Below are 23793 nucleotides of genomic sequence, written 5' to 3'. Positions count from 1 at the left end.
TGTCTTCTGGAAAGGGCTCGCTGCGCATGCGCTGGAGCAAGGCGGGATTGTCGACGGTGGTGATGACGCTGACGGTGGTGCGCAGGTGGCGGTCGAGGCGAGGGCAGCCCACCATCCCTTGCTGCCACCCGCTGTCGTGACCGCTTCCTCGCCGGAGACCCGGCCACCTCGGCCGAGTCCGGAGCGCCGGCCCATGCGGCCGTGACCGGCAGTGGGTTTCGCCGAGCGAGCAGGCCGGGTCAGCCGAGTTTGAGGAGGCCGGCTTCGAGCACGGCGCGGCCGAAGGGGCTCGCGAGATCGGCGAGACGCTCACAGCCGGCGTCACCCAGGGCGGCGTAGGCCGGCAGGGCCAGACGGTCGGTGCGGTCCTCGATGTGCCGCCGCAGGAGGGCGCCTTCCGAGCTGAGGGAGTCGCCGTCGAGCAGGCCTCGCTCGTGCAGGCGCTCCCGGGTGCCGGCCCACTCGTCCTCGGACCAAGCGCGGCTCGTCCTGAGGAAGTCGACGGGCATTTCGCCGGTGGCGGCGTGCAGAACCAGGGCCTCCAAACCTCCGACGCCCTCGCTGAGCAGGCACGCGACATGCCCGTCTCCACGGAACTCCCGGAGCAGCGTCTGGGCGTGCCACAGCTGCAGTACCGGCTCCTTCGGCCAGGGGAGTGCGGCGTGCGCGGCGAACAGCGGGCGGCCCTCCGTGTGTTCGCACGCCGCCTCGGCTGCCCGGCGAGCCAGCGTCAGGACCTCCTCCAAGTGGGGCAGCTCGGGGATTCCCGCCCGCCGCAGGGCTTCGTCCGCCGCGGCGTACCGCGCGTCCAGCACCTGCTGCGGCGTCGTTGCGTCCCAGGCCCCGTCGAGTGCCTGGCGTACCAGATCGGGATTGAAGTTGTAGAAGGTCGAGACGACCAGCTCGGCGGATGCCCGGCCGAACGCGGCGCTCCGCGAGGCGAAGTACCCGGCGCGTCCGCTCAGTCCCAGGTCCGCGTACCGTCGCCTTGCCTCGGGGACGAAGTAGATCATGCCGTGCACGGGCTCGAGTCCGCGCCAGGCCGCGCGCGCTGCCTTCATGGGTCACCTCTTCGGAGAGTCGACGAACGGGGTATTCGCTGCTGTTCCGTACTCACCGTGCGTACGCAGGTGTTCGAGCAGCAGGCGGCTCAGCGTCTCGGGCGCCTCCTCGGGGACCCAGTGGCTGACGCCCTGAAGGGTCTCGAACCGGTACGGCCCACTGACCCACTGCCCGGTCTGCTGCGCTGCCGCCGGGCCGAACGCGCTGTCCTGCGTGCTCCAGACGTACAGCGTGGGTACGTCGATGACGCCGATCGCGCCGTCGGGGCGGCCGGCCCGGTACCAGTTCAGCGCCGCGGTGAGAGCGCCCGGCTCGGACAGGTGCCGTATGTAGGCCTCGGCACTGGCGTGGGGGACCGTGCCGGCGTAGAGCGCGCGAAGCTCTCGGGCATCGTCGGCGAGCATGCGTGCTTCGGTCGCGGGCGTTTCGCGCCAGTCGATCATGTAGTGGGAGCGTTCGCGCTGATCCTCATCGGTGCGCAGGGCGGTCGCCAGAGCGCCGGGGTGAGGGGTCGACACCACGGTCAGTGTGCGCACCCGGCCGGGGTGGGCGTGAGCGGTCCACCAGGCCACCGCGCCTCCCCAGTCATGGCCGACCAGGTCGAACGCTGCCCAGCCCAGCTGCTCGGCGATCGCGACCACGTCGTCGACGAGGTGGCCCATGCGGTAGTCCTCGGGCCTCCGGGGGCGGGCGCCCGGGGAATACCCACGCTGGTCGGGCGCCACCACCCGGTGGCCCTCCGCGGCCAGCGCCGCGATCTGCCGTTGCCACACCAGCCCCGTCTGGGGGAAGCCGTGCAGCAGCAGCACCGGGCGGCCGTCGGGCGGACCCGCCATGATCGCGTCGAACACGCCCGCGACGGTGGAGATGCTCAGCGCGGTCACTCTCCCCCTCCTCGTACCAACTGGTCGGTATCCTTCAGGCGGGAGGGTGTGCTGTCAAGGGAGCGAGCGCGTGGCGTGGATCTAATTGAACCTGACGTCGGATTCAACTATAACCGGTCCGGAGGCCGACGCCCCGTCACCCTTCGGTCGTGGCTCACGTCATCGCGTACCGGAGGGGACGGTCGACGAGCCCTCGCCGCGCCGTAGTCGGCGCCCGGCGCCGCCTACCGGCATCCATCCCGGCATGCGGAGCTCGGAATCCCGTACCGATCCCCGCTCCGTCGCTCCCGGGCGAACCGGACCAACAGGAAGCAGTGAGGCGACATGAGGGAAGCAGTCATCGTTTCGACGGCACGGACGCCGATCGGAAAGGCTTACCGCGGCGCGTTCAACGACACCCAGGCGCAGGAACTCGCCGCCCATGCCCTTTCGCACGCGGTGCAGCGCGCCGGGCTCGAAGGAGGCGAGATCGAGGATGTGATCCTCGGCTGCGCCGCGCAGCAGGGGTCTTCCGGTTTCAATGTCGCGCGTCAGGCCGCTCTCCGCGCCGGGCTTCCGGACACCGTCTCGGGGATGTCGATCGACCGGCAGTGCTCGTCGGGCCTGATGGCCATCGCGACGGCCGCCAAGCAGATCGTCGTGGACGGTATGCAGATCGCTGCCGGCGGTGGTGTCGAGTCGATCTCCCTGGTGCAGAACGACCACATGAACACCCACCGCATGGCGGATCCCTGGCTGGTCGAGCGCAAGCCGGGCATCTACATGCCGATGCTGCAGACGGCGGAGATCGTCGCCGAACGCTACGGCGTGAGCCGGGAACGCCAGGACGAGTTCGCGCTGGTGTCGCAGCAGCGCACCGCGGCGGCGCAGGAGGCCGGGCGGTTCGACCGGGAGATCGTCGCGCTCAACAGCGTCAAGAAGGTGCTCGACAAGCAGTCCGGGGAGGTGCGCGACGAGGAGGTCACCCTGACCCGGGACGAGGGCAACCGCCCGTCGACGACGCTCGAAGGCCTGGCCGGGTTGGCGCCGGTGCTGCCGGACGGTCAGGTGAGCGCGCAGTCCAGTGTGACGGCGGGCAACTCCTCGCAGCTGTCGGACGGGGCTTCGGCGTCGGTGCTGATGGAGTCGAGGGAGGCCGAGCGTCGCGGACTGGCACCGCTCGGCGTCTACCGGGGGATGGCAGTCGCCGGTTGCGGCCCGGACGAGATGGGCATCGGTCCGGTGTTCGCCATCCCGAAACTGCTGAAACAGCACAACCTCACCATCGACGACATCGGCCTGTGGGAACTCAACGAGGCGTTCGCTTCCCAGGCGCTGTACTGCCGCGACGAACTGCACATCGACCCCGAGCGGTTCAACGTCGATGGCGGTGCGATCTCGGTCGGTCATCCGTACGGAATGACCGGAGCCCGCCTGGTGGGTCATGCCCTCATCGAGGGCAAGCGCCGAGGGGTCCGGTACGTGGTGATCTCGATGTGCGTCGGCGGCGGAATGGGCGCAGCCGGACTGTTCGAGGTCGTCTGAACTCGGCATCCCTGCCGGATGCAACCCAACTTCGAGAGAGGCGTGGATACGGTGTCGAACATGGCGGAAAAGACCCGAACCGCGGTCCTGGTGGACTTCGGCGGGGTCATCACGTCCTCGGTGTTGCGGGCTTTCACCGACTTCGGCGCCTCGCTCGGCGGCGACCCGCGGCTGCCTCTGGACCTTCTCGGCAGGGATCAGCCATCACGCACCCTCCTGGCCGACCACGAGTGCGGCCGTATCGACACAGAAGCCTTCGAGCGGGGATTCGCCGAACGCCTCCGCGTCCACGGCGCCGACGTACCGGCCGAGGGTCTGACGGCGCGGATGCAGGCGGGATTGTCGATCGACCAGGACATGCTCTCGCTGCTCGATGATCTCCGGGCCGCCGGCCGTCCGGTTGCGCTGGTGTCCAACTCGTTCGGCACCGGAACCTACGACGGCATCGACCTCGCCGCTGTCGCCGATGTGGTCGTCATCTCCGCCGAGGTCGGGATCCGCAAGCCCTCCCGGCGGATCTACGCGATCGCCTGTGAACGCCTCGGTGTCGATCCCGGGGAGGCGGTCATGATCGACGATCTGCAGCAGAACCTCGACGGAGCGGCCCGGATCGGCATCGGGGGCGTGCTGCACACCAATGCCTCCGACACCCGCCGGCAACTTGCCGAACGCTTCGGGATCACCGCCTGAACCCGCCCTTCGGCTCTCTGACCGTGGCGTCGGATTCAAGTAGAGTTCCCGGGATGAACAGCACGTCGCCCGAGGAGATCGACGGCGAGAAGGCACCGCCCATGGCTCCCCTCTCGCACCTTCGTGAGCCGCCCACGACGAAGCGCGGAGCCCGCACACGGGCCACTCTCGTGAAGGCCGCGCGCACGGTGTTCGAACGGGACGGCTACCTCGACACCCGCCTGACCGACATCACCAAAGAGGCTCAGTGCGCGGCGGGATCCTTCTACACCTACTTCGCCAACAAGGAAGAGGTCCTTGCCGCCGTCCTCCTGGAAGCGCAGGAGGACATGATGCACCCCGGCATGGGCCGGGTGCAGTGCACCGACGATCCGTATGCGGTGCTTGAGGCGAGCAATCGCGCCTATCTCGAGGCATACAGACGGAATGCGAAACTGATGGCACTGCTGGAGCAGGTCGCACAAGTGGAGCCGGAGTTCCGTGAGTTCCGAAGCCGGCGTGCCGACGCGTTCATCCGCCGCAACGCCCGTGGCATCGCCGACCTGCAGGCGCGGGGTGTCGCGGACCGCGAGGTCGATCCGATGACGGCCTCCCGTGCGCTGTCGGGCATGGTCAGCGTCATGGCCTACAACGCCTTCGTGCTCGGCGAACAGCAGGAGCAAAGTGCGCGGGTGGACTTCGAGGAACTCGTGTCCACGGTCACCCGGCTCTGGGCGAACGCCCTGCGGTTCCCCGGTCACCGCTGATCCGGCAGCTGAACCCGGGCGAGACCCGCCTGCACCCGGGCCATGCCGGGGCACAGGGTACCGACGAGCCTCTCAGCCGGGCGGTGCCGACAGGCGGGTCAGGATGCCGCAGACCCGTCCACGATCTCCCGGGCCTGCGTCCCGCCCCCGCAGTCGCCCGGCTGGCGCGCCGCCCCTCCGATGACGGTGGTCAGTACGCCCACCCGGACGCGGCCGGTGCGTCGCCGCTCGTCCGCTCCTCCGGGAGCTCCTCCCATGGGCGAGGCAGAGCTCTCGCTCTTCGCCGTGGTGCTGGGAGAGGCCGCCCCACGGGGGATGCCGGAGCGCGCTGCTGTCAGGGTGTTGGTTCCACGAAGTCCTCGATGGTCAGTTGCTGAGGGAAGACGTCGACCGGTTCCGGCGAGTGATCGAAGGTGACGCGGTAGTCGCTGCCAGACGTCCGGCTGATCGGCGGCTTCCCGCCCAGGGCGGCGTGCGGCCACTCGTGGTTGCCGTAGTTCAGGAGTCAGCGAGTGCGGTACGGCGGTCGCGCTCGGAGGTGTAGTCATGCACGTGTAGGCCCACGGGAGAGTGGGCCGTTATAGCGTTCGACCTTTCCAGTCGTCCACGGCGTGTAGGGCCGGGTCCGCTTGGGCTTCGTGCCGGTCGCGGCGAGCGCGTCCCCCCGGATAAGGGAGCGGTGGCAGACGCCGTTGTCTGTGGTCCGCCACCACGTGCCGCAGTGCGGCCTGCTGCGCTTCGGCGGACATGTCCTCCGATGGTGTGCCGGGGCGATCCTCTCGGACGATCTCCGGGGCTGTTGCGTGCGAACAGGCCCCGCGGCGGTCACTAAGCAGGCGAGGCACACGCCACCGGCCAGTGCCGGACCGCGCGGGACCGGGGCAGCCCGGACTTCCGTGAACGAACCAGGTGGAAGGCAGTCCCCATGACGTCACAGCGTGAAACCCGCAGAGTCAGCGACGCAGTGTTCCAGGTCGTCTACGACTCGCCCGCCGCGCTGCCCGGCCGCCACCGCTGGGTCACCAAGGACGAGGACGTACGTAAGGTGGAGGAGCTTCTCGGCATGGAGGCCGGGACCATCGGTGCACCCCTCTGGGTGAGCGGCGACTCCCGCGCCTGCGGATCGTGCGGCCGGGAACCCAGTTGGCTGGACATCGTCTCGTCGGCGCTTTCCCGTACGCATGAGCGACGCATGATCGCGGAAGTGATCCTGGGCGTGCACAAGTACGTGAATTCCGAGGCACCCGAGGCCATCGCCGGACTGCGGTGCCACGGTTGCGGAGAGGCGATCACGGATCTGCGCAGCTTCAAGTGCCACAACTGGGCCTACGCCTTCGAAGACCTCCAGGCCGTGCTCGACCGGATCGGCTGACCTCCCAGCGACTGCCGGGTTGCTGCTGGTGAAGCGGAGCCGGCACCTTGCCGCATCCGTCGGGCGAGCGTCGTGGCGAGGTCGGCGAGTCCGTGCAGCCGGGGGCGGGCTTGGTCGGTGTCGGCGGCGAGGGGGTGGTCAGGGCAGAGGTGATCGTGGTCGCCGTCGTTGCGACCCGAGACGTAGAGTACCCCTAGGGGTATTTTGCGAGGAGTGGTCGTGGAATTGGATCTTGAGGGCGCGTCTCTGAGGGCTGTGCTGAACCGGCTGCGACGTGCGCAGGGACAGATCTCCGGAGTGATCCGGATGATCGAGGAGGGGCGGGACTGCGAGGACGTGATCACGCAGCTGGCCGCCGCCTCGCGGGCCCTCGACCGAGCCGGTTTCGCGATCATCGCCTCCGGCCTGCAGCAGTGTGTGGCGGACATCGAGTCCGGCCGCGGGAGCGGTGCGGACTCGGAGGCGATGCGTGCGCGACTGGAGAAGCTGTTCCTGTCTTTGGCGTGAGGAATTCCGGCCGGGCGGATCAAGGGAAGCCCCGGGCTTGCCGCTCCGTTTCCACGGGAGTCGCCGCGAAAGCGGTCGCGGGTGTGTGTCAGGCCGTCCCGGTATCCGACCTCGGACTGGCACTGCGTGAACGCCTCCTCCACCATCATGTCCCTCAAGCGGTGATGCGGCTGCCTCCTTGGTGTGGACGCGATCAGTCCTCCATGGTCCGGTGACGGACCCCCCGCCCCCCCTCCTGCCTCTTGTACCGGTCTTTGCCCACTGGCGCAGATCGCCCGGCGACGGGGCAGGGTCGACCCGTACCGGCGACGATCGGTCCCCCACAGGCCGGTGAACAGCTCCGACGGCGAGCGGCCCCGCCCGGCCGAGGTCATGGCCGACGACATGTCGACCACTTCCGTGCAGCAGGTTTTGCCCGACAGGCAAATACCCGCTGGGGTATTTGACCCACCTCCTCGGGTCGCCGTAGCTTCGTCGTGCGTACACCCCCGGGGGTATTTGAGGAGGCAACCACTGGCGCGCAAAGGGACTCGCCCCGAAGGTGCGGCCCCTGCGAGAAGTACCTGGCGCGCGGCGGCATGGCTCTCCAATACGCCCTTGCCGAGGCTGCTTTGCGCCGGCACCGCGGGCGCCTGCGGTGCCGGCCCAACCATCCTCCTCACGGCCCCAGGACCAGACGGAAGGATTACCACCATGGTCGCCAGTCCCTCGCCCGGCGGCGAGACGATCGCCGGACGGCACCGCGTCGCCATCATCGGTGGCGGCAGCGCCGGAATCAGCGTCGCCGCCCGCCTGCGCCGCGCCGGCGTCACCGACATCACCCTTGTCGAACCGTCCGACAGCCACTGGTACCAGCCCCTGTGGACCCTGGTCGGTGGCGGTCAGGCACCCCTGCGCATCACCCGGCGTTCCGAGGCCTCCGTCATCCCGGACGGAGTGCGCTGGTTACGCCGGCAGGCACTCGCCGTCGACCCCGACGCGCGGACCGTCACGCTCTCCGGTGGCTCCCGGCTCGCCTACGAGTACCTCGTCATGGCTCCCGGACTGCAACTCGACTGGGATGCCGTGCCCGGTCTCGCCGAGGCGGTGGGACACGACCGGGTGTGCAGCAACTACGCGCCGGAATATGCTCCGCGTACCTGGGAGCTGATCAAGGGCATGCGTTCCGGCACGGCCGTCTTCACGCATCCGGCGACTCCGATCAAGTGCGGCGGAGCACCACAGAAGATCGCGTACCTGGCCGCCGACCACTGGCGCAGGCAGATGGTCCTGGACCGCATCCGGGTCATCCTCGTCATTCCCGATCCCGTCCTGTTCAAGGTGCCCGAATGGGCCCGCACTCTGGAGCAGGTGGCCGGCAGGTACGGCATCGAAGTGCGGCTTCGGTCCGAGATGACCGCCGTGAACGGCGACCGCCGGGAAGTCGTCCTCACCGACCACGCGCGGGGCACCGCGGAGACCGTCCCCTACGACTTCCTGCACGCCGTGCCTCCGCAGAGCGCGCCCGACTGGGTGAAGGGCAGCCCGCTCGCCGACCCCGCGAGTGCTCTGGGGTTCGTCGCCGCGGAAAAGCACACACTGCAACACCCGCGGTACGCGAACGTGTTCGCGCTCGGTGACGTGGCCAACCTGCCGACCTCGAAGACCGGTGCGGCCGTACGCAAACAGGCTCCGGTCGTGGCGGCCAACCTGCTCGACGTGATGAACGGCAACAGCCCGGCGCGCCGGTACGACGGCTATACGTCATGCCCGCTGGTGACTGCCCGCGATCGCATGCTCCTCGCCGAGTTCGACTACGACCTGAAGCCCTCACCCACCTTCCCGCTGATCGACACCTTCAAGGAACGGCGCGATATGTGGGCCTTCAAGCGGTACGTCCTGCCGCAGGTGTACTGGCGCGGCATGCTGACCGGCCGCCTCTGAACCGACCGGCCCGGGCTTCCTCCGACCGGGCCCGTCTTCCCCTGCCCGGCAGACGCGGCGCGTCGCACATGGCGAACACCGGACGACGCGCCCGCCCGGGAAGGTACACATGTCCAAAAATACCCCGGGGGGTATTCGTGCCCGGGCTGGTACGCATACCCCCGGGAGTAATCCCGCTGGGAAGGGAAAGATCGCCGTGTTCTTCATCGACACCCTTGACCTCGAGGGCCTCGGCAACCGCAGCTACCTCGCCGGCGGCCAGCTCTCGGCCGTAGCCATCGACCCGCCGCGCGACTTCGACCAGGTGCTGGCAGTGGCCGCGCGTCGCGGCGTACGGATCTCCCACGTGGTGGAGACCCACATCCACAACGACTACGTCACAGGCGGTCTGGAGCTGGCCCGGGTGACCGGCGCCGCCTACCTGGTTCCCGCCGGGGCCCGCGTGTCGTTCGCACGAATACCTGTTGCCGACGGCGACACCGCCACCATCGACAGCGGGCTGGAGCTGCGTGCCGTTGCCACACCCGGCCACACCCCGCACCACACCTCGTACGTCCTGCGGGAGGAGGGACAGCCGGTGGCGGCGTTCACCGGCGGATCGCTGCTGATCGGCACGGTGGGCCGGCCGGACCTGGTCGAGCCGAGACTGACCGAGCAGCTCGCCCGCGCCCAGCACGCCTCCGCACACCGCCTGGCGGCCGAGTTGCCGGACGAGACGTCCGTGCTGCCCACGCACGGCTTCGGCAGCTTCTGCTCCTCGACGCAGGCCGAGGGGGACACCACCACCATCGGCAAGGAGAAGTCCGCCAACGCGGCGCTCACCACCGACGTCGACTCCTTCGTCGCGCGGCTGCTCGCCGAGCTCGACGACATCCCCGCGTACTACACCCACATGGGTCCGGCCAACGCCGCCGGTCCCGCCCCCCTGGACCTGACCCCACCGGCCATCGCGGACGCCGACGAGATCGCCGCCCGTCTCGTGGCCGGGGAGTGGGTCGTGGACCTGCGCAATCGGGTCGCGTTCGCCGAGGGCCACGTCGCGGGGTCCTTCAACTTCGAGGCCGACGGCAAGCTCGCCACGTACCTCGCCTGGATGATCCCGTGGGGCAAGCCCGTGACCTTGCTCGCCGAGTCCCCCCAGCAACTGGCCGCCGCCCAGCGCGAACTCGTCCGGGTCGGCATCGACCGGCCCGCCGCCGCTGCGACCGGCACACCGCAGGAATGGGTGCCAGCGGGGGAGAGCCTCGCATCCTTCCCCCGCTCCACGTTCGCCGGCCTGGCCGGGCACGCCATGGACGGCATCGTCGTCCTGGACGTACGGCGCGACTCCGAGCGAGCGGCCGGCTACATCGAGGGCTCGGTCCACATCCCGATCCATCAGCTGCACGAGCGGCTCGGTGAGGTGCCGGCAGGAACCGTCTGGGTGCACTGCGCCGCAGGGATGCGGGCCGGTATCGCCGCGTCGCTGCTGGACGCCGCGGGCCGTGACGTCGTGGCCGTCGACGACGGCTTCAGTGCCGCCGCGGGCGCCGGGCTGACCGTCGTCACCGGCTGACGATCCGTTCGGTCGGCTGCAGAACTCTCGAGAGGTTGTGCGATGCCCCTCTTCCGTCGTGGCGCGGACCGCGTCACCGTCGACGAGGCCCACCGGCGCACCCAGGGCCCCGACCCGGCGGCCGTCCTGTTGGACGTACGCGAGCAGCTCGAGTGGAGGACCGGCCATGCGCCCGGCGCCGTCCACGCGCCACTGTCCCGTCCGGCCGCCGGTGAGGCACTGCCCGGCGTGGCTCAGGCACGGCCGCCGGCGGTGATCTGCCGCAGTGGGCACCGCTCGCAGCAGGCCGCCGATCTGCCGGCCGCACGCGGCGCCGACACCGTCGACGTGAAGGGCGGCATGCAGGCGGGGGCCGTCGCCGGTCACCCGGTCGTCGATGAACGCCGGAACAACGGCTCTATAGCATGACCGCCCTGATCCTCGCGCTCGTTGCCGGTGCCGTCATCGGCCTGGCCCTGGGCGGCCTCGGCGGAGGCGGCAGCGTCCTCGCCGTCCCCGCGCTGATCTACCTGCTCCACTTCACCCCGGCGGCAGCGACGACGGCCAGCCTGGTCATCGTCACCCTTACCTCGGTCACGGCACTGACCGCCCACGCCCGGGACGGCAACGTGGCCTGGCGCACGGGGCTGCTCTTCGCCGCCGCGGGCATCGTGCCCGCGATGGTTGCCGGAGCTGTCTCCGGGCATCTGCCCGCGACCATGCTGACCAGCGCCTTCGCCGCCATAGCCGCACTCGCCGCGCTGCGTATGCTGCGGCCCGCGGGTGCCGAGCCGTCCGGCAAGGTGCAGCCCGGCAAGGCCGGAGCGGTCGGCGCCGGACTCGGCACGGTCACCGGATTCCTCGGCGTGGGCGGCGGCTTCCTCGCAGTACCCGCGCTGGTGAGCGTCCTCGGACTGACCATGCGCCGGGCGGTCGGCACCAGCCTGCTGGTCATCACGACCAACTCCCTGGCCGCCCTCGCCGCCCGGGCCGGCACCGGCAGGCAGCTGGACTGGTCGGTCGTCGCACCGTTCACCGCGGCGGCGATCCTGGGCGCCTGGGACGGCAAACGCCTCTCCCGCAGGATCAGGGGGACGACACTTCAGCGGATCTTCGCCTACGTCCTCCTCGCGGTCGCCGCCTTCATGCTCGTCGATGTGCTCCTCTGACCATGTCGGCGACATGCGGCCAACGGAAACGACACGGCGTCAGGGACGCGGCGGCCAGTTGGGCGACGTCGTCAGACGTCCGGCTCAGGACCACGCGTCACACGCTTCAGCCGGTCTGCTCAAGAAATGCGCGGACCTCGGGCATGGTGTCATGGCTCTGGAACAGGCGGCGGAGACGGCGGGTGTGGGCGGACGGCATGCCGCGGAGGCCGTCCACGGCACACAGGGTGGTGTGGGCGGCGTCGACGATCTCACCCAGGTCGAAGTGTGCCTGAGCGGTGTGGAAGAGGTAGCGGGCGACGACGCTGGGCAGCAGGCCGCACGGGGGGTCGTCACCCGCTCAGGGCGGTGAACCGCTCCAGCCCCTGCCGGGGCCTGCCGAGGTCGAGCAGCTCTGCGGCACGTGGAAAGGCTCCTGCTCCTGGCGGACGGACACCACCGTCTTGAGGTCGCGCTGCGCCTGCACCGCAGCAACCACGGTGCCTTCGGACCCACCGACCGGATCCTCGCCTTCGTGACGCCTCGCGCCGTCTCCTCGGGGCTCTCGCCCTCGGCCGCCAGACCGACGATCTCCGACTCCCGCGGGGTCAGTGGGTTCGGCGTCCGGGCGCTGCCCATGACGGCGACGTCGGTGCCGACGATGCGCTGGCCGCAGCTCAGGTGCCTGATCGCCTCGACAAGTTCGTCGGCAGAGGCGTCGTCGGAGATCACTCCCGCCACGTCGGCCTCCAGGGCACGCTGTGTGCCGCCCGCGGAGAGCGCTCCCATGACCAGCAGGATCGCGCTAGCGCGGAAGGTCTCCCGCGCTCTGCGGCGCTTCTCGAACGCGGCTCTGCTGCCGTCGGCCCTCCGCATCCTCCCCCAGAGTCGGGGAGGGAGGGAGCCGCCGGGGTCGAGGTGGTCCTGGAGTCGGCGTCCTTCTCCTATCCGGGGGGCGCGAATGACGTCCTCAGCGGCATCGACCTGCGCGTGGCGCCCGGCGAGCACATCGCGGTCGTGGGCCCCAGCGGTATCGGCAAGTCGACACTGGCCTCCCTGCTGGCCGGCACCCGCAGACCCACCCGCGGCCGGGTCCTCCTCGACGGCGTCGACCTCTCCTCGCTCGCGCCCGGTCGACAGGCCGCACTGCGGGCCTATCTGCCACAGGAGGCGTACGTCTTCACCGGGACGCTCCGGGAGAACCTCGGCTAGCTGGCAGCCGATCCAGTGGACGACCGTCGGATCGACCGCGCGGTCACGGAATTCGGCCTGACGGATCTGGTGTCTACGACCGGTGGCTACGACGGTCTCGTGGACCCCGACGCCCTCTCCGCCGGCCAACGCCAGCTGATCGCCCTGGCCCGCGCCTACCTGTCGCCCGCCCGGCTGATCGTGCTCGACGAGGCGACGTGAATGTCGGCGCCGCCGTCGGCCCGCTCATCGCCGCGACCACCCTCAGCACCGCGCTCGGGAACCTCGGGCCACTGTGGGCAAGCGGCCTACTCGTCGCTGTCGCGCTGCTCATCGTGTTCCCCCTCCGCACTGTGATCGCAGTCCGCCGAAGCGACGAGGTGCTCCAGTGACGCATACGAACGCCCCTTGAACATCGGGGGACGCGAAGGCTCGTGGAGCGCTACCGCGCCCCCCGATCGCCCATGTGGCCGCCGAGGCCGGCATCTCCCGCGCCTGCCAGTTCAAGTGGAAGAAGCGGTACGACGCGTACTTGGGTATCGACCACCGCCGGTTCCTCGATACACATGGGTCCGTCAACCGGCGCCCGCCGAAACGGATCGTGGCCCCCTACCCGGACCATACGGTTCACCTGGACCTGAGGGACTGCCGTCTCAAGGGGCACGGCGTTCACAAGCCATGCTCGGGCATCGCCCGACTCCATGCCGGGGAACGGCTCGTCATTCACCCACCGAACCACTTCACAGCGCAGCTCAGGCACGCAGGCTCCCGTCCCAGATCCGGACCGCGGCGGCAACGAGCGCCAGCACGCCTGAGACGCCGGACTTCGTTGCGGGACAGCCTTTAGCGGACGACGTGGACGGTCACTGGCGTGGAGGTGCGGTCCGTCTTCGCGTGCTGGTGGTGGCTATCGGTCGAGTACAGCACTGAACGGAACTGGAGCTCGCCCGTGTGCGTGACCTTGATGTTTGCGCGCGCATCGGCGTCGAAGCTCCGCGCGACGGCGCGCCAGTGGCCCCAGTGGCCGGGTTTGCCGGACCGCTCCTGTATGACGAGCATGGTGTACCGCTCGGCGTCGTCGCCACCCTGGCCGTGCACCTTCACCACGTGGCCGGCATGCACGGTGTGGGGGGTGGCCTGAATCGAGATGTCGCTCTTCGCGAACGCCGGGGATACAGCCAGTACTGCTGAGGTCACGCCCAGCGCGCCGACTGCCGCAAGCCGCTTCATACCAAGCTTCATGCTCGGGTCTCCTTGCATTTCTTCGTTGCCTTTGCGTCAACTAGGGTTAGCTACTGCCCAGTTGCCGCGCTTTCACCGAAGAAGAGCAGTTGGCGCGCTAAGAAGTTGGCCCCCGATTGTCACTACCTCGTAACTGGTGTCGGATGACCACCGTGCTGCCTCACGGCGCACATACCGAGATGTCCTGTTTGACAGCCAACCCAGTCATCCCAGGTGAGAGGCACTGCCTCCGACCCACGTCTGCCGCACCTGGCGCGACAAGCCTCTCCTTCTGCGCGGCGCATGTCCGAGCTACGGCGACGAGGGCACGATTCCCGGCCTGCGCCCCGGCGACGGCACACGGATTACCGTCGCCCCAAGGCCTTCTGCATGATCCCGTTCCGTCTACTCGTCCGGTTCGGCGGTCTCGTGCTCGCGCATGCGCCGCTGGGTGTACTCGCGCATACTCTCGCCGTCGGATGGTTCATCCGTGCGCGGCTGTCGCGACCCCGACGCCCCCGCCTTCATCCTCTCGATCTGCTGACGCAACCGGGCCGCGCGAGCCCTTCTCTCCTTTTCGTCTGCTTCGCCCATGGCAGTCCTCCCGTTCCCAGGGATGGCGTACTACTCATTCTCCTCCTCGCCCCCCTCCCAGGAAGCCTCGACGATCTTGCCCGCCTTCAGGGCGTCGATCTGGTCCCGCCAGCCCTGCGCCCGCGAGGCAGTGGTCTTCTTGATCTGCGCGGTCAGTGTGCGGGCGTCGGCGAACTTGAGGGACTGCGATCCAGCCTGGGCGATGCGGCGAGCCGTCTCCGTCTTCGCGTCGACCGCGGACCGGATACTGCCGATGCGGTTCGTCATGCGCCCCAGCTTGCGGAATACCGGCTTGGATGTGCCGAACCAGACCTGCTGCCACCAGAGATTGGTCGTGCGGTCGAGCCAGGTGATGTACCCGCCCTCGCGGATCGAACGGGGCTCCTTGATGTTGCCCCCGAAGCTGTAGCGGACACCGTCGGCCGTCACCGGATCGTAGAAGTGCGGCGTGATGAAATCCGAGACGAGGAATCCGTTCACGGTGTACCCGAACTGCGGGTCCTCCGGGGGATCGGCCACCTCGACCAGGAATTCGACCACACCCTGGTCGGGCTTGGGGGAGTGGCCTGCCATGAGCCTGTTGCCGCCCGGGTCGGCCAGCATTTCCAGAACCTCGTGACTCGCCGTGAGCGACCAACTGTCGCTGTACTGGACGAGGGCGAACGGTTGTCCGTGCTCATCGAGGTGGATTCCGTCGACACCGGCTGGCTCATTGATGTCGTCGGCCACGATGACCGGCCAGTACCCGACGGGGACGTCCTCCAATCGGTCGAACGCGTCCACGGTCGCGGAGACGTTCCAGAGCGGGCCGAAGTCCCGGGTGACCTGCTTCTGCAGCGCGGCCGTCACACGGCTGAGCTGCGCGGCGGTGATCTGGTTGGTTTCGGATACAAGAGCGACCTGGGCCAGCAACATCGAACTCGCCTCTTTCCGTTCCGTTCCGTGCCAGCGCGATGGTCCGCTCGTATGGGACAGCGGTCCGCAAGCGGGCGGCCGACCGGCAATTCCAGCTCGCCGAAGACGCCGAGCAAGTAAGAGCGTATGTTCGATCTTTGGCATATGCCTGCTGATTCGTCTCTATGGGTGATATGTTCAGCACTCAACGGGGCTTGGTCACAGAGCGGACCGGCCTGTCCCTGTGCATCGGGATCTCCGGCGCGAACCTGCACCACGCGTTCGATGCCCTCCAGGTCGACGGCCAGGAGCTGTTCCATGAGCCCTGCGCTCATCGGCGCGCAAGGCTGGGGGAACTGTTCGCCGAGCACGCGCCAGCTGCGCTGTGGACGTTGTGCCCCAAGACAAGCGACGTCCGGACCGCTCAGGACTGGCTGACCTCCGGGACCGATGTCCCCGGCGTGGAAGGGCTCGTGATCAAAGGTCGGCAGCAAAGGTGTCTGCCGGGCGTCCGAGGCTGGTACCAGAGCCGTCGTCGGCGCACCACCGTGGGCATCGTCAGCGCCGTAACCGGCAGCCCGCGCCGGCCCCAGACCGTTCCCCCGGGCCGCTGTGACGAAGGTCGGGTGCTACGGCTCGTCGCCCGCGGGACCCAACTGCACCCGGACCAGGCCCGGCGCCTCGCCGGCCAGCTGACCGCAGCCAGACCAGAGCATCTCGGGGAGGGCGTGCGGTTCACGAGATCCTGGGGGTCACGTACGCCGCTGGACGCCATCCTTGTCGAGCCGGAACCGGTCGCGGAGATCAACGTGGACACAGCGCAGGATCACGGAGCCCCCCGAGCGATGCAGCAGGGGACCGGGCGGCCGCTCGGCACGTTACTGCTGGACACCTTGCGAACACGACGCCGAGCCCTAGAGGCTCGGCGCAATCCCGCGTCACCCGTACTGCGGGCGCCATTCGAAGAGCAGGATGGTCGCATCGTCCCGCAGTTGGTTGCGCTGGTACTCGAGGATGGCGTGGATCAGGAGCCTCAGGACCTCCGCCGGGCGCTGGCCGGCGGCGTTGGAACGGATGATGAAGTCGGTGAACCGGTCGAGGCCGAACTCCGCACCGTCCGCATCCCGCGCCTCCACGACACCGTCGGTGTAGAGCAGGACGCAGTCGCCCGGCTCCAGAGTCGTCTCGTGAGCATCCCGGGCTGCCGGGGCAAGTAGGCCGGCCAGGCCGATCGGCGGCTGCGGGGGGCTGTCCAGCGCCCCGGCGAGGACCCGCTCGCCTCGGATCAGCAGCGGTGGGGGGTGACCGCAATTGACCCAGCGCAGCACCCCGGTCTCGGCATCGAGCCGGCACAGCACACCGGTGCAGAAGTGGTCGGGCAGCCACTGGGCGAGCGCCTGGTCGACGGCGCCGACGACATCGGCCAGCCCGCCACCGCCGCGGCGGGCGTTCCGTGCCGCTGCCATGGCGACCGACGTGGTCAGGCCGGCGGTCAGATCGTGACCCATGGCGTCGAGGATCATGGTGTGCAGGATGTTCTTGACCACTGAGTGGTCGAAGGCGTCGCCGGCGATGTCGTACGCCGGTTCCAGGACCGCGGTCGAGACGCATCTGGTGCTGCCGATGGTGCGGGGTGGCAGGAAGGCTCGCAGCATCTCGGCGGGCAGCCGCATGGTCGCGGTGCGGGTGCGGGCGGCGAGCCAGTCGCTGTAGGCGCGTTTGGAGGTGATCAGCATGGCGAACAGGTGGGCCAGCATTCGTGTGCGGCGCATCCGCACCTCGTCGACGGAGGCGGTAGACACCGCCAGCACACCCAGCCGTTCCACACCGTCGACCAGAGGCATCCAGATGATCGAGCCGTCGTCGGTGTCAGCCACCCGCGGGGAGAGTGTGCGGTAGGCCCAGCCGGCCGACGAGCCCTCCACCGGCAGCGGCTCCATGGCCTCGTCGAGTGGGATGAGCAGTTGTTGTTGCAGATCGGCTAGGTAGATCAGCGCGGTGTCGAGGTCGAGGGACAAGGCGCACCGGTGCGCCAGGGCGGGCAGGTCGACTGGCAGGGCCGTCTGCGCCTCGATGATCAGCTCTTCCAGCCGATGCTCGTTGACGGCGGTGTCGGGACCGCCGGACGCGCGCGGTGGGTCCGACACGACGATCACCCCTTCCCGCGCCCAGTCTCACACTGATCCCGTCCAGCGGCTTGTCTGCGTGCACAGCCGCGTTCCAGTCGAAGACCACGTGTACCGGGTGGGTGCCGAAGTGCCGCAGGTATTCGCCGCTCCAGCCGTAGGCAGGCTTCCCCAGGAAGACGCAGAGCCGGCGAACGGCGCCGTGGTAGTTACGCAGGGTGGAGCGGACGCAACCGTGCACGGCTCGCAGATCCCATCCGGCCGGTGGCCCCCGGCGCCGCCGCGGTGGTGTCACGGCCCCGACCGCCAACCGCTTCGGCCAGACCAGTCCCACAACGACGAACCACGTCCGGGCGGCGCTTGGTGATGCCGTCGGCTTCATGCTGGACGGCGGCCCCTGCGAGGCGGCGTCGAGTCGACCATCGTCCGACGCCACAGGCGAGAGCGTGAGCATCCTGCAGCCCGGCGGGGTGACGCGCGGCGGACCTCCGCCTGTAACGGCCAGGGCGCATGCCATGATCGTCATCATGGGGATACACATCGCACCGGCCGCGGTGGCCGACTTCCACCAGGTCCTGTCTGATCACTCCCGTTACTGGGGCGAACGCGACCTTCGGTCGCTGCACCTTCTGGCCCTGGTACAGGAGTTCGGTTCCACTTGCCTGGTTGCCCGGGCCGAGGACGGAATCCGTGGGTACATCTTCGGGTTCGTCACCCCAGACGGCACCGGGTACGTGCATCTAAGAAGTGCGGGTCCGGCGGAGGCCGGCCATCGAAGTTCGACCCAGGGGACTACAAGGCCCGGCACGCGGTCGAGTGCGGCATCAATCGCCTCAAGAGACATCGAGCCGTGGCCACCAGGTACGACCGACTCGCGGTCCGCTACGAGGCTACCGTCCTCGTTGCCGCCATCAACGAGTGGTTGTGACGTACTGGTCCGACGACAACTCGAACACTCGTACTCGCCGGCCGCCGGTGGGATTGACGGTCTCACGGACCGGACGCATCCCCAGTTTGGTCATGATCCGTTCGGAGGCGTCGTTGCCCACCTGAGTGATGCTGACGATCCGCTCCAGCCCTCGCTCTTCGAACCCGAACCGCACAGCGGCCGCAGCGGCCTCGGTGGCCAAGCCCTGCCCCCAGTGGGAACGTCCAAGCCGCCAGCCGACCTCAACCGCCGGCAGTACCTCCGGCAGGAAGTCGGGCACCGAAAGGCCGGTGAACCCGGCCAGCTCGCCAGTGGACCGGATCTCCACGGCGAACAGGCCGAAGCCCTGTGACTCCCACTCGCGCTCCCATGCCTGGATCCCGCCGCGAGTCTGCTGTTCGTCGCGGACGCTGCCGTCACGGATCCACCGCATGACCTCGGGGTCGGCATTGATAGCAGCCATGGGTGCAACGTCTTCCTCGCGCCAACGACGCAGGATCAAACGGGGAGTCTCAAGCGTGACCATCCAATCATTCTGGATCACAAATGGGCTCTCTGCCATCCTCACCAGGCACGTTCGGTACACGCGCCTGACGCACCGACGCCAGGCCCGCGACCACATCGCCGTCGAAACTGCGCTGGCCGCTCCTGCTGCCGAAGTCAGCAGACCTTGTTGGCGCCGTAGTCGTCGAGGTTGTCGGCAAATATCCAGCCCTCGATGTTGGTACCTGCGATGCGAAGGTGAGTCCAGCCCGTGTCCAGACGGCAGTGGTAGTAGAGCTTCCAGCTGGAGTTGAGTTCCATGATCGCGCCACAGCCGGAGAGCGGGCCGCTGCGCAGCGGTGCCGTCGTCCCCTTCCGGACATGCCCCGAGCCCGAGTCGAGGTTGGGATGGGCGGGGTTGTAGGCGCAGGAGGCAGCGACTGGCGTCACTGCTTGAGCTGCAGGGGCGCTCATGGTTATGGCGGCCAGCACAAGGACGGGCGTCAGGGCCCCCAGCAAAGGGCGGGTGAGGTTCTTCATGAATACTCCGTAACTGATTGATACGTGGCCCAAACCAGGCTCGACTGACTGTCGGGAGAGCTGTGACACGCGATGCCACCGGGCGTGCGCAGCCTTCCTCTCATCGGCCTTCCTCAAAGGCACGTGCCAGGGCCAGGCTGTCCTCGAAAGTGATGTACCGGCAGATCTGCTCGCCGACAACGGTGAAGCGAAATGCGCCGCGAGAATCGAAGAGTTTCCAGTTGTTTTGACGGTCTGGCGCATGTGGGCAAAGACGACAGCATCCTCTCCGTCCACCAAGACCCGTCCGCTGGAGAAATCCTCCATCCCACCCACGGCACACGCTCCGAGCCGTAGATTTCCCAATCGATATGAGAGGCGAACAGCTCGTGGAGTGTGGACAACTCTCCTTTTCCGAAACGTCGGTAGAACTCATCCACGACCGCGCGTGTACCGGCCAAGCCGATCTCCTCCGTTGTGGACGGCTCGCCCTGGCACCCGCGAGCACCTACGAGGATGTCGAAGCGTGTTCGTGCGGCGGTGTGCGGGCTGTCGTCGGGCAAGCACCCCCTAGTGTGTCTCTGACCGGGGGAGTTGGCGTTAGCACACGGACCACGCCTGGCTTCGCAGCGCGTCTACTGCGCGTTGCCCGTCGTCCGGGTAGTTCCCCGCGTGCGCAGTATCGTTCTTGCTGGCGTTCGTGGGACGCATGACTCGGGGAGAGCAAGTGCTGAACGAAACGGTTATTCGAAGCGACGACGTGCCGACGGGGGATCGGCTGGCCTACTGGGCGGAGTCCGTGGGACAGACGCACGCTCCGGTACGCATGCGAAGCGAGCATGCACGTGACTTCCATGCGCAGATGCGCATACTGGAGTTGGGCACGGTGTCGGTGTGGCCGCAGACGTTCCAGCAACTGATCATTCAGCGCACCCCGAAGCTGATCCGCCGCTCCGACCCGGAGCTCTATCACGTCTCGCTCATCCTGAAGGGGACGGGCGTGGGCACCTGGGACGATCACGAGAGCGTCTATGAGCCCTCTGACCTGCATTTCAACGATTCCTCGCTGCCTTGGGAGATACGCACGGGCGAACACCCTGTTTCCACCGTGGGCCTGGAACTCCCCAAGTCGATCATCCCGTTGCCGCAGAGGGTGACCAGCCGGATGCTGCCACGGCGGATGCCGACCCAGGGAGGTATCAGCGCGCTGCTGTCCCAGTTCCTGCTTCAGGTGGTCAAGGACGCCGACACCTACGAGCCCGGCGACGGTGCACGGCTGGGAAGGGTCGCCGCGGAGCTGGTCGCTGCCTTGTTCGCGCACGCCATCGAAGATGAAACCCTGGTACCTCCCGATACCCGCAAGCGCACCCTCGTACTGCGCATCAAGCACTACATCCAAAGTCATCTGCACGACCCGCACCTGACTCCCCCCACTGTCGCGGCAGCGCACCATGTGTCGGTCAGCTACCTGCATCGTTTGTTCGAGGGTGAGGAAGCCACCGTCGCAGCCTGGATTCGTCTGCGGCGCCTGGAGGCCGCCCGCCGGGACCTGACCGACCCCGCGTTGCGTGCGCTGCCCATCCACCGCATCGCCGCCCGGTGGGGCTTCCTCCGCGCGGCGGACTTCACCAGAGCCTTCCGCAGTGCCTTTGGCCTCGCACCGAACGACTACCGGCAGCAGGCAGGAGCGTCCAGCGAGTCGACGGGCAGCTAACGAAGCTGTGGACGCGGTGCCATCGCCGACACCCCGTACGGGAACAACACTGACTGGGCGCGTACGCAAGAGTGTTGCCCAGGGCAGCCGGCTGCCAGAAAGAGGAAGAGGCGGCCGGCGCCGAGGCGTCACGGGGACCGGTGGCAGTGAGGAGAGCGTGCCGACATGGCACTCAAACATTTCGGATTCATCTACACAGCGGCTGGATGCGTGGAAGGAGGAAACTTCAGCGTAGTCGACACGGGAAAGTGCCGGTGCGTCTTCGTGGGTGTAGAGACGCCCGAAGAAGGTGTCGAGGTCGCGCGCCGGCTGGTGAACGAGGGCGCCCAACTGATCGAACTGTGCGGAGGGTTCGGTCCTGTGTGGGCCGGGCACATTATCCAGGCCATCGACGGTGCGGTTCCTGTGGGCACTGTTGGTTATGGTGCCGAGGCAGTCGACCAGGTGGCCGCGATCTTCAACACCTAAAAACCTTGCTGCTGCTGCCCGTTGCGCACGGTGGACGCTGTGCCCCTCAGGTACGTGCGGTGCCTGTCAGTCTCGGCACGGCTCGTTGCGAGCAACACAGCCGAGTCGGCGAGTGCCGTCGGGATTTCTCCCTGAGGTTGAAGGAACAGTACGTCGGCTCGTCGTCCGTGTCGGCGACGTCCTTGCGCCGGCGGTACTCGCCACTGCCGTCATCGATCCGGACCCCTTCTGGCGTTGCCGAAACTCACCGACACACCCACGCAGTCCCGCGGCAGGTGCGGCCTGGCCGGCGGCACTTGACGACCGCGCGCCGATCGCTGTGCCGGCCGCCTCGAACCGGTCCAAGGCCGACCAGGACCCCAGTACGTGGCTTCGCCGACAGGTTACTGCTGCACGTACATCACTGACTGGGCGGCGGACAGGACCCGCCAAGGCCTGAGCGCTGATGCCGCGGAGCAGGCGGCGCTCGCGGCTGTGCGAGCGATTGCCCGGACGTTCCCATGAGAGGTGCTGCGTGTGGTGCGCGACCGGGAAGAGGAGACCGAGCGGGGCTGGACAGTCTCCGGCGACCTGCGGCCGAATCATCAGCAGGCGGTGGAGTGCGTCGCCGCACAAGGGCCGGCGGAACTGGCCGACCGGCAGATGCGCGCCCAGCCAGTGTCGGTCGACGGCAGTGCCGCCGCGAGCGTGGCCGGTGCACTGAAGAAGACACCGGCCACGGCGACAGCCACCGCTGAGACGGCAAGACGGGCGCGCAAGGAACCCCCCTCTGAGTTCGAGCAAGCCCCATACGGGTTTCCACCGCTTACGTGCCGTTTGGATCGCCGGAGGCGGCGGCGGGTCGCAGAGCCTGTGCGACGCCGACCGAGGCGTCCCTGCGTCGTTCGCAACCGGTCAGTTTTCGAGAAGCGCCGGTCACCCGGACGGCCCTACCGTCGAAGGCATGAACCCCATCGATGCCGTCATCCTGGAGGTGGCCGACCTCGCGGCTGCCACCCGCTTCTACTCCACCCTTCTCGGGCCAAACTCGCCGCACCTGCGCCTGCGGGCATCCGGCGACCCTACGACAGGCTTCCGCGGATTCACGCTGTCGCTGGTGGTTTCCCAGCCGGGCAACGCCGATGCCCTCATCGAGGGGGCCATCGACGCCGGTGCCACCTGTCTCAAGACCGCCTCGAAGTCGCTGTGGGGCTACGGCGGTGTTGTCCAGGCCCCGGACGGCACGGTGGTGAAAATCGCGACGTCGGCGAAGAAGGACACCGGCCCGGTCACCCGGGACTTCGACGAGTTCGTGGTCCTGCTGGGCGTCGAGGACGTGAAGGCCACCAAGCAGTTCTACGCCGATCGGGGCCTGAGCGTGGGGAAGAGTTACGGCGGCAAGTACGTCGAATTCGCTACGGACCCCGGCCACGTCAAGCTCGCGCTGTACAAGCGCCGCGCTCTTGCCAAGGACGTGGGCGTCTCCGCAGAGGGCACCGGCTCCCACCGGCTCGTGCTCTCCGGCGCTGCCGGCCCCTGCAGAGATCTGGACGGCTTCGTCTGGGAAGCCACTGTCAGTGCCCCGCTGACCGCTACGACCTGAGCGGAGCCACTACGTCCTGTCTGAGGGACAGGGCCGCGATCAGCATCACCCACGTCCAACAGCCCACCGAGCCCCGGGTCTGAGCAGCGAGCCGGGGCTGACCTGCCACACCCGCCGACGTGCGGCATCCCATCCGATCTCGCCTCCCCACACCCCGCCCCTGGCCGGCAGAGACGGAGAAGACCCTCCAGCAAGGCACCGAGGAGGCAGGGCCCACCCACGCCCCACAGTCCGGCTACGACAACCACAGTGAGCGCTCGGTGGCCAGCGGACCGGTGGAGATGCTCAGCCCCACATCACCACCCGACGGCCCAGTAGAAATGCAACCCGGTGAACGCGGCCGCCCACCAGCAGACGCTGACCGACTGCCCATGCGCCCATCCAGCGTGTACCCGCTGGGCCACGCGAAACGCCAGGCCGGGGGCCCGAGTGGCCGCTCAGGGGATGGCGGTGATCTCCTCGGCGGCTTGGTCAGCGGCGCGGCGGACGCGTCCGTGTCGGGCTGAGGACCAGCGACCGGCGCCGCAGTCGGGTCAGGTGCCCGGTCAGGGCTTGGGTGCCGGTCGTGGTGGTGGGGGTCAGTCACTATTACCGGTAGTTCGTTAAATCCGGAGGTAGAGGTCAATGCCGTGTCCGTTGGTGACCGCGTCGATCAGGGCCTGGAGCTCGGAAGGTGGGTCTGT

At 68.5% G+C, this 23793-nt stretch carries 20 protein-coding genes and 5 pseudogenes; 18 read left to right on the top strand and 7 right to left on the bottom strand.

Annotation, left to right across the window (positions count from 1 at the left end):
* Positions 1-239 precede the first annotated feature (239 nt).
* Complete coding sequence (locus ACZ7GZ_RS36530) at positions 240-1061, bottom strand: SCO6745 family protein (RefSeq protein WP_471031129.1); 822 nt, start codon at positions 1059-1061, stop codon at positions 240-242.
* 3 nt (positions 1062-1064) lie between these two features.
* Positions 1065-1937 (bottom strand): alpha/beta fold hydrolase, encoded by an 873-nt coding sequence (locus tag ACZ7GZ_RS36525; protein WP_471031155.1) that lies wholly within the window; start codon positions 1935-1937, stop codon positions 1065-1067.
* 333 nt (positions 1938-2270) lie between these two features.
* Here ACZ7GZ_RS36525 and ACZ7GZ_RS36520 point away from each other — a divergent pair, with 333 nt between their 5' ends.
* The 12 genes and pseudogenes from ACZ7GZ_RS36520 to ACZ7GZ_RS36465 form a co-directional block, all read left to right on the top strand.
* Positions 2271-3470, top strand: a complete 1200-nt coding sequence (locus tag ACZ7GZ_RS36520; protein WP_471031127.1) for an acetyl-CoA C-acyltransferase — start codon at positions 2271-2273, stop codon at positions 3468-3470.
* A 60-nt stretch (positions 3471-3530) separates the two neighbouring features.
* Entirely contained in the window at positions 3531-4160 is a 630-nt protein-coding gene (locus ACZ7GZ_RS36515) for an HAD family hydrolase (protein WP_471031126.1), read from the top strand.
* Between the two features lie 53 nt (positions 4161-4213).
* Positions 4214-4906: a TetR/AcrR family transcriptional regulator gene (locus ACZ7GZ_RS36510; protein ID WP_471031123.1), complete on the top strand. Its 693-nt coding sequence runs from the start codon at positions 4214-4216 to the stop codon at positions 4904-4906.
* A 925-nt stretch (positions 4907-5831) separates the two neighbouring features.
* Positions 5832-6278 (top strand): hypothetical protein, encoded by a 447-nt coding sequence (locus ACZ7GZ_RS36505; protein ID WP_471031122.1) that lies wholly within the window; start codon positions 5832-5834, stop codon positions 6276-6278.
* Between the two features lie 219 nt (positions 6279-6497).
* Positions 6498-6785: a metal-sensitive transcriptional regulator gene (locus ACZ7GZ_RS36500; RefSeq protein ID WP_471031121.1), complete on the top strand. Its 288-nt coding sequence runs from the start codon at positions 6498-6500 to the stop codon at positions 6783-6785.
* 693 nt (positions 6786-7478) lie between these two features.
* The gene (locus tag ACZ7GZ_RS36495) at positions 7479-8708 is read left to right on the top strand and encodes an NAD(P)/FAD-dependent oxidoreductase (RefSeq protein ID WP_471031118.1); all 1230 of its coding nucleotides are present in this window, start codon (positions 7479-7481) and stop codon (positions 8706-8708) included.
* Between the two features lie 196 nt (positions 8709-8904).
* Positions 8905-10263, top strand: a complete 1359-nt coding sequence (locus ACZ7GZ_RS36490; protein WP_471031116.1) for an MBL fold metallo-hydrolase — start codon at positions 8905-8907, stop codon at positions 10261-10263.
* A gap of 42 nt (positions 10264-10305) precedes the next feature.
* A complete protein-coding gene (locus ACZ7GZ_RS36485; protein WP_471031114.1) occupies positions 10306-10671 on the top strand; it encodes a rhodanese-like domain-containing protein in 366 nt (121 codons plus the stop codon).
* Positions 10668-11411: a sulfite exporter TauE/SafE family protein gene (locus ACZ7GZ_RS36480; protein ID WP_471031112.1), complete on the top strand. Its 744-nt coding sequence runs from the start codon at positions 10668-10670 to the stop codon at positions 11409-11411. The genes ACZ7GZ_RS36485 and ACZ7GZ_RS36480 overlap by 4 nt, the downstream gene beginning before the upstream one ends.
* Positions 11412-11562: 151 nt before the next feature.
* A complete protein-coding gene (locus ACZ7GZ_RS36475) occupies positions 11563-11763 on the top strand; it encodes a hypothetical protein (RefSeq protein ID WP_471031110.1) in 201 nt (66 codons plus the stop codon).
* A 308-nt stretch (positions 11764-12071) separates the two neighbouring features.
* Positions 12072-12803, top strand: a pseudogene (locus ACZ7GZ_RS36470) (ATP-binding cassette domain-containing protein).
* A pseudogene (locus ACZ7GZ_RS36465) lies at positions 12800-12973 on the top strand (Cmx/CmrA family chloramphenicol efflux MFS transporter); the annotation flags it as partial. The pseudogenes ACZ7GZ_RS36470 and ACZ7GZ_RS36465, both read left to right, overlap by 4 nt.
* 451 nt (positions 12974-13424) lie before the next feature.
* On the opposite strand, the gene ACZ7GZ_RS36460 reads toward ACZ7GZ_RS36465, so the two are convergent.
* A complete protein-coding gene (locus ACZ7GZ_RS36460; RefSeq protein ID WP_471031108.1) occupies positions 13425-13823 on the bottom strand; it encodes a hypothetical protein in 399 nt (132 codons plus the stop codon).
* A 603-nt stretch (positions 13824-14426) separates the two neighbouring features.
* A complete protein-coding gene (locus tag ACZ7GZ_RS36455) occupies positions 14427-15311 on the bottom strand; it encodes a hypothetical protein (protein WP_471031107.1) in 885 nt (294 codons plus the stop codon).
* Between the two features lie 164 nt (positions 15312-15475).
* Between ACZ7GZ_RS36455 and ACZ7GZ_RS36450 the strand changes: the two are divergent.
* A pseudogene (locus ACZ7GZ_RS36450) lies at positions 15476-15802 on the top strand (ATP-dependent DNA ligase); the annotation flags it as partial.
* 426 nt (positions 15803-16228) lie between these two features.
* Here the strand turns inward: ACZ7GZ_RS36450 and ACZ7GZ_RS36445 are convergent.
* Entirely contained in the window at positions 16229-17446 is a 1218-nt protein-coding gene (locus tag ACZ7GZ_RS36445) for a PP2C family protein-serine/threonine phosphatase (protein WP_471031104.1), read from the bottom strand.
* A gap of 485 nt (positions 17447-17931) precedes the next feature.
* Here ACZ7GZ_RS36445 and ACZ7GZ_RS36440 point away from each other — a divergent pair.
* Both ACZ7GZ_RS36440 and ACZ7GZ_RS36435 read left to right on the top strand, forming a co-directional pair.
* Positions 17932-18159, top strand: a pseudogene (locus tag ACZ7GZ_RS36440) (GNAT family N-acetyltransferase); the annotation flags it as partial.
* A pseudogene (locus tag ACZ7GZ_RS36435) lies at positions 18159-18344 on the top strand (IS5 family transposase); the annotation flags it as partial. The pseudogenes ACZ7GZ_RS36440 and ACZ7GZ_RS36435, both read left to right, overlap by 1 nt.
* Here ACZ7GZ_RS36435 and ACZ7GZ_RS36430 read toward each other — a convergent pair.
* Positions 18328-18870, bottom strand: coding sequence for a GNAT family N-acetyltransferase (locus ACZ7GZ_RS36430; protein WP_471031101.1), 543 nt, complete (start codon positions 18868-18870; stop codon positions 18328-18330). The pseudogene ACZ7GZ_RS36435 and the gene ACZ7GZ_RS36430 sit on opposite strands and share 17 nt — an antisense overlap.
* A gap of 134 nt (positions 18871-19004) precedes the next feature.
* On the bottom strand, positions 19005-19367 hold the full coding sequence (locus tag ACZ7GZ_RS36425; protein WP_471031099.1) for an SH3 domain-containing protein: 363 nt from the start codon (positions 19365-19367) through the stop codon (positions 19005-19007).
* Positions 19368-20073: 706 nt separating this feature from the next.
* Here ACZ7GZ_RS36425 and ACZ7GZ_RS36420 point away from each other — a divergent pair.
* The 3 genes from ACZ7GZ_RS36420 to ACZ7GZ_RS36410 all read left to right on the top strand — a co-directional run bounded on the left by ACZ7GZ_RS36420 (position 20074) and on the right by ACZ7GZ_RS36410 (position 23110).
* A complete protein-coding gene (locus ACZ7GZ_RS36420) occupies positions 20074-21060 on the top strand; it encodes an AraC-like ligand-binding domain-containing protein (protein ID WP_471031096.1) in 987 nt (328 codons plus the stop codon).
* 165 nt (positions 21061-21225) lie between these two features.
* Complete coding sequence (locus ACZ7GZ_RS36415; RefSeq protein WP_471031094.1) at positions 21226-21528, top strand: DUF6506 family protein; 303 nt, start codon at positions 21226-21228, stop codon at positions 21526-21528.
* Between the two features lie 943 nt (positions 21529-22471).
* Positions 22472-23110, top strand: coding sequence for a glyoxalase (locus ACZ7GZ_RS36410; RefSeq protein ID WP_471031091.1), 639 nt, complete (start codon positions 22472-22474; stop codon positions 23108-23110).
* Positions 23111-23793 lie beyond the last annotated feature (683 nt).

The sequence above is a fragment of the Streptomyces sp. NPDC037288 genome (assembly GCF_055603265.1).
Note: the sequence above shows the minus strand (reverse complement) of the source record. Positions and strands in the feature narration are given on the sequence as shown.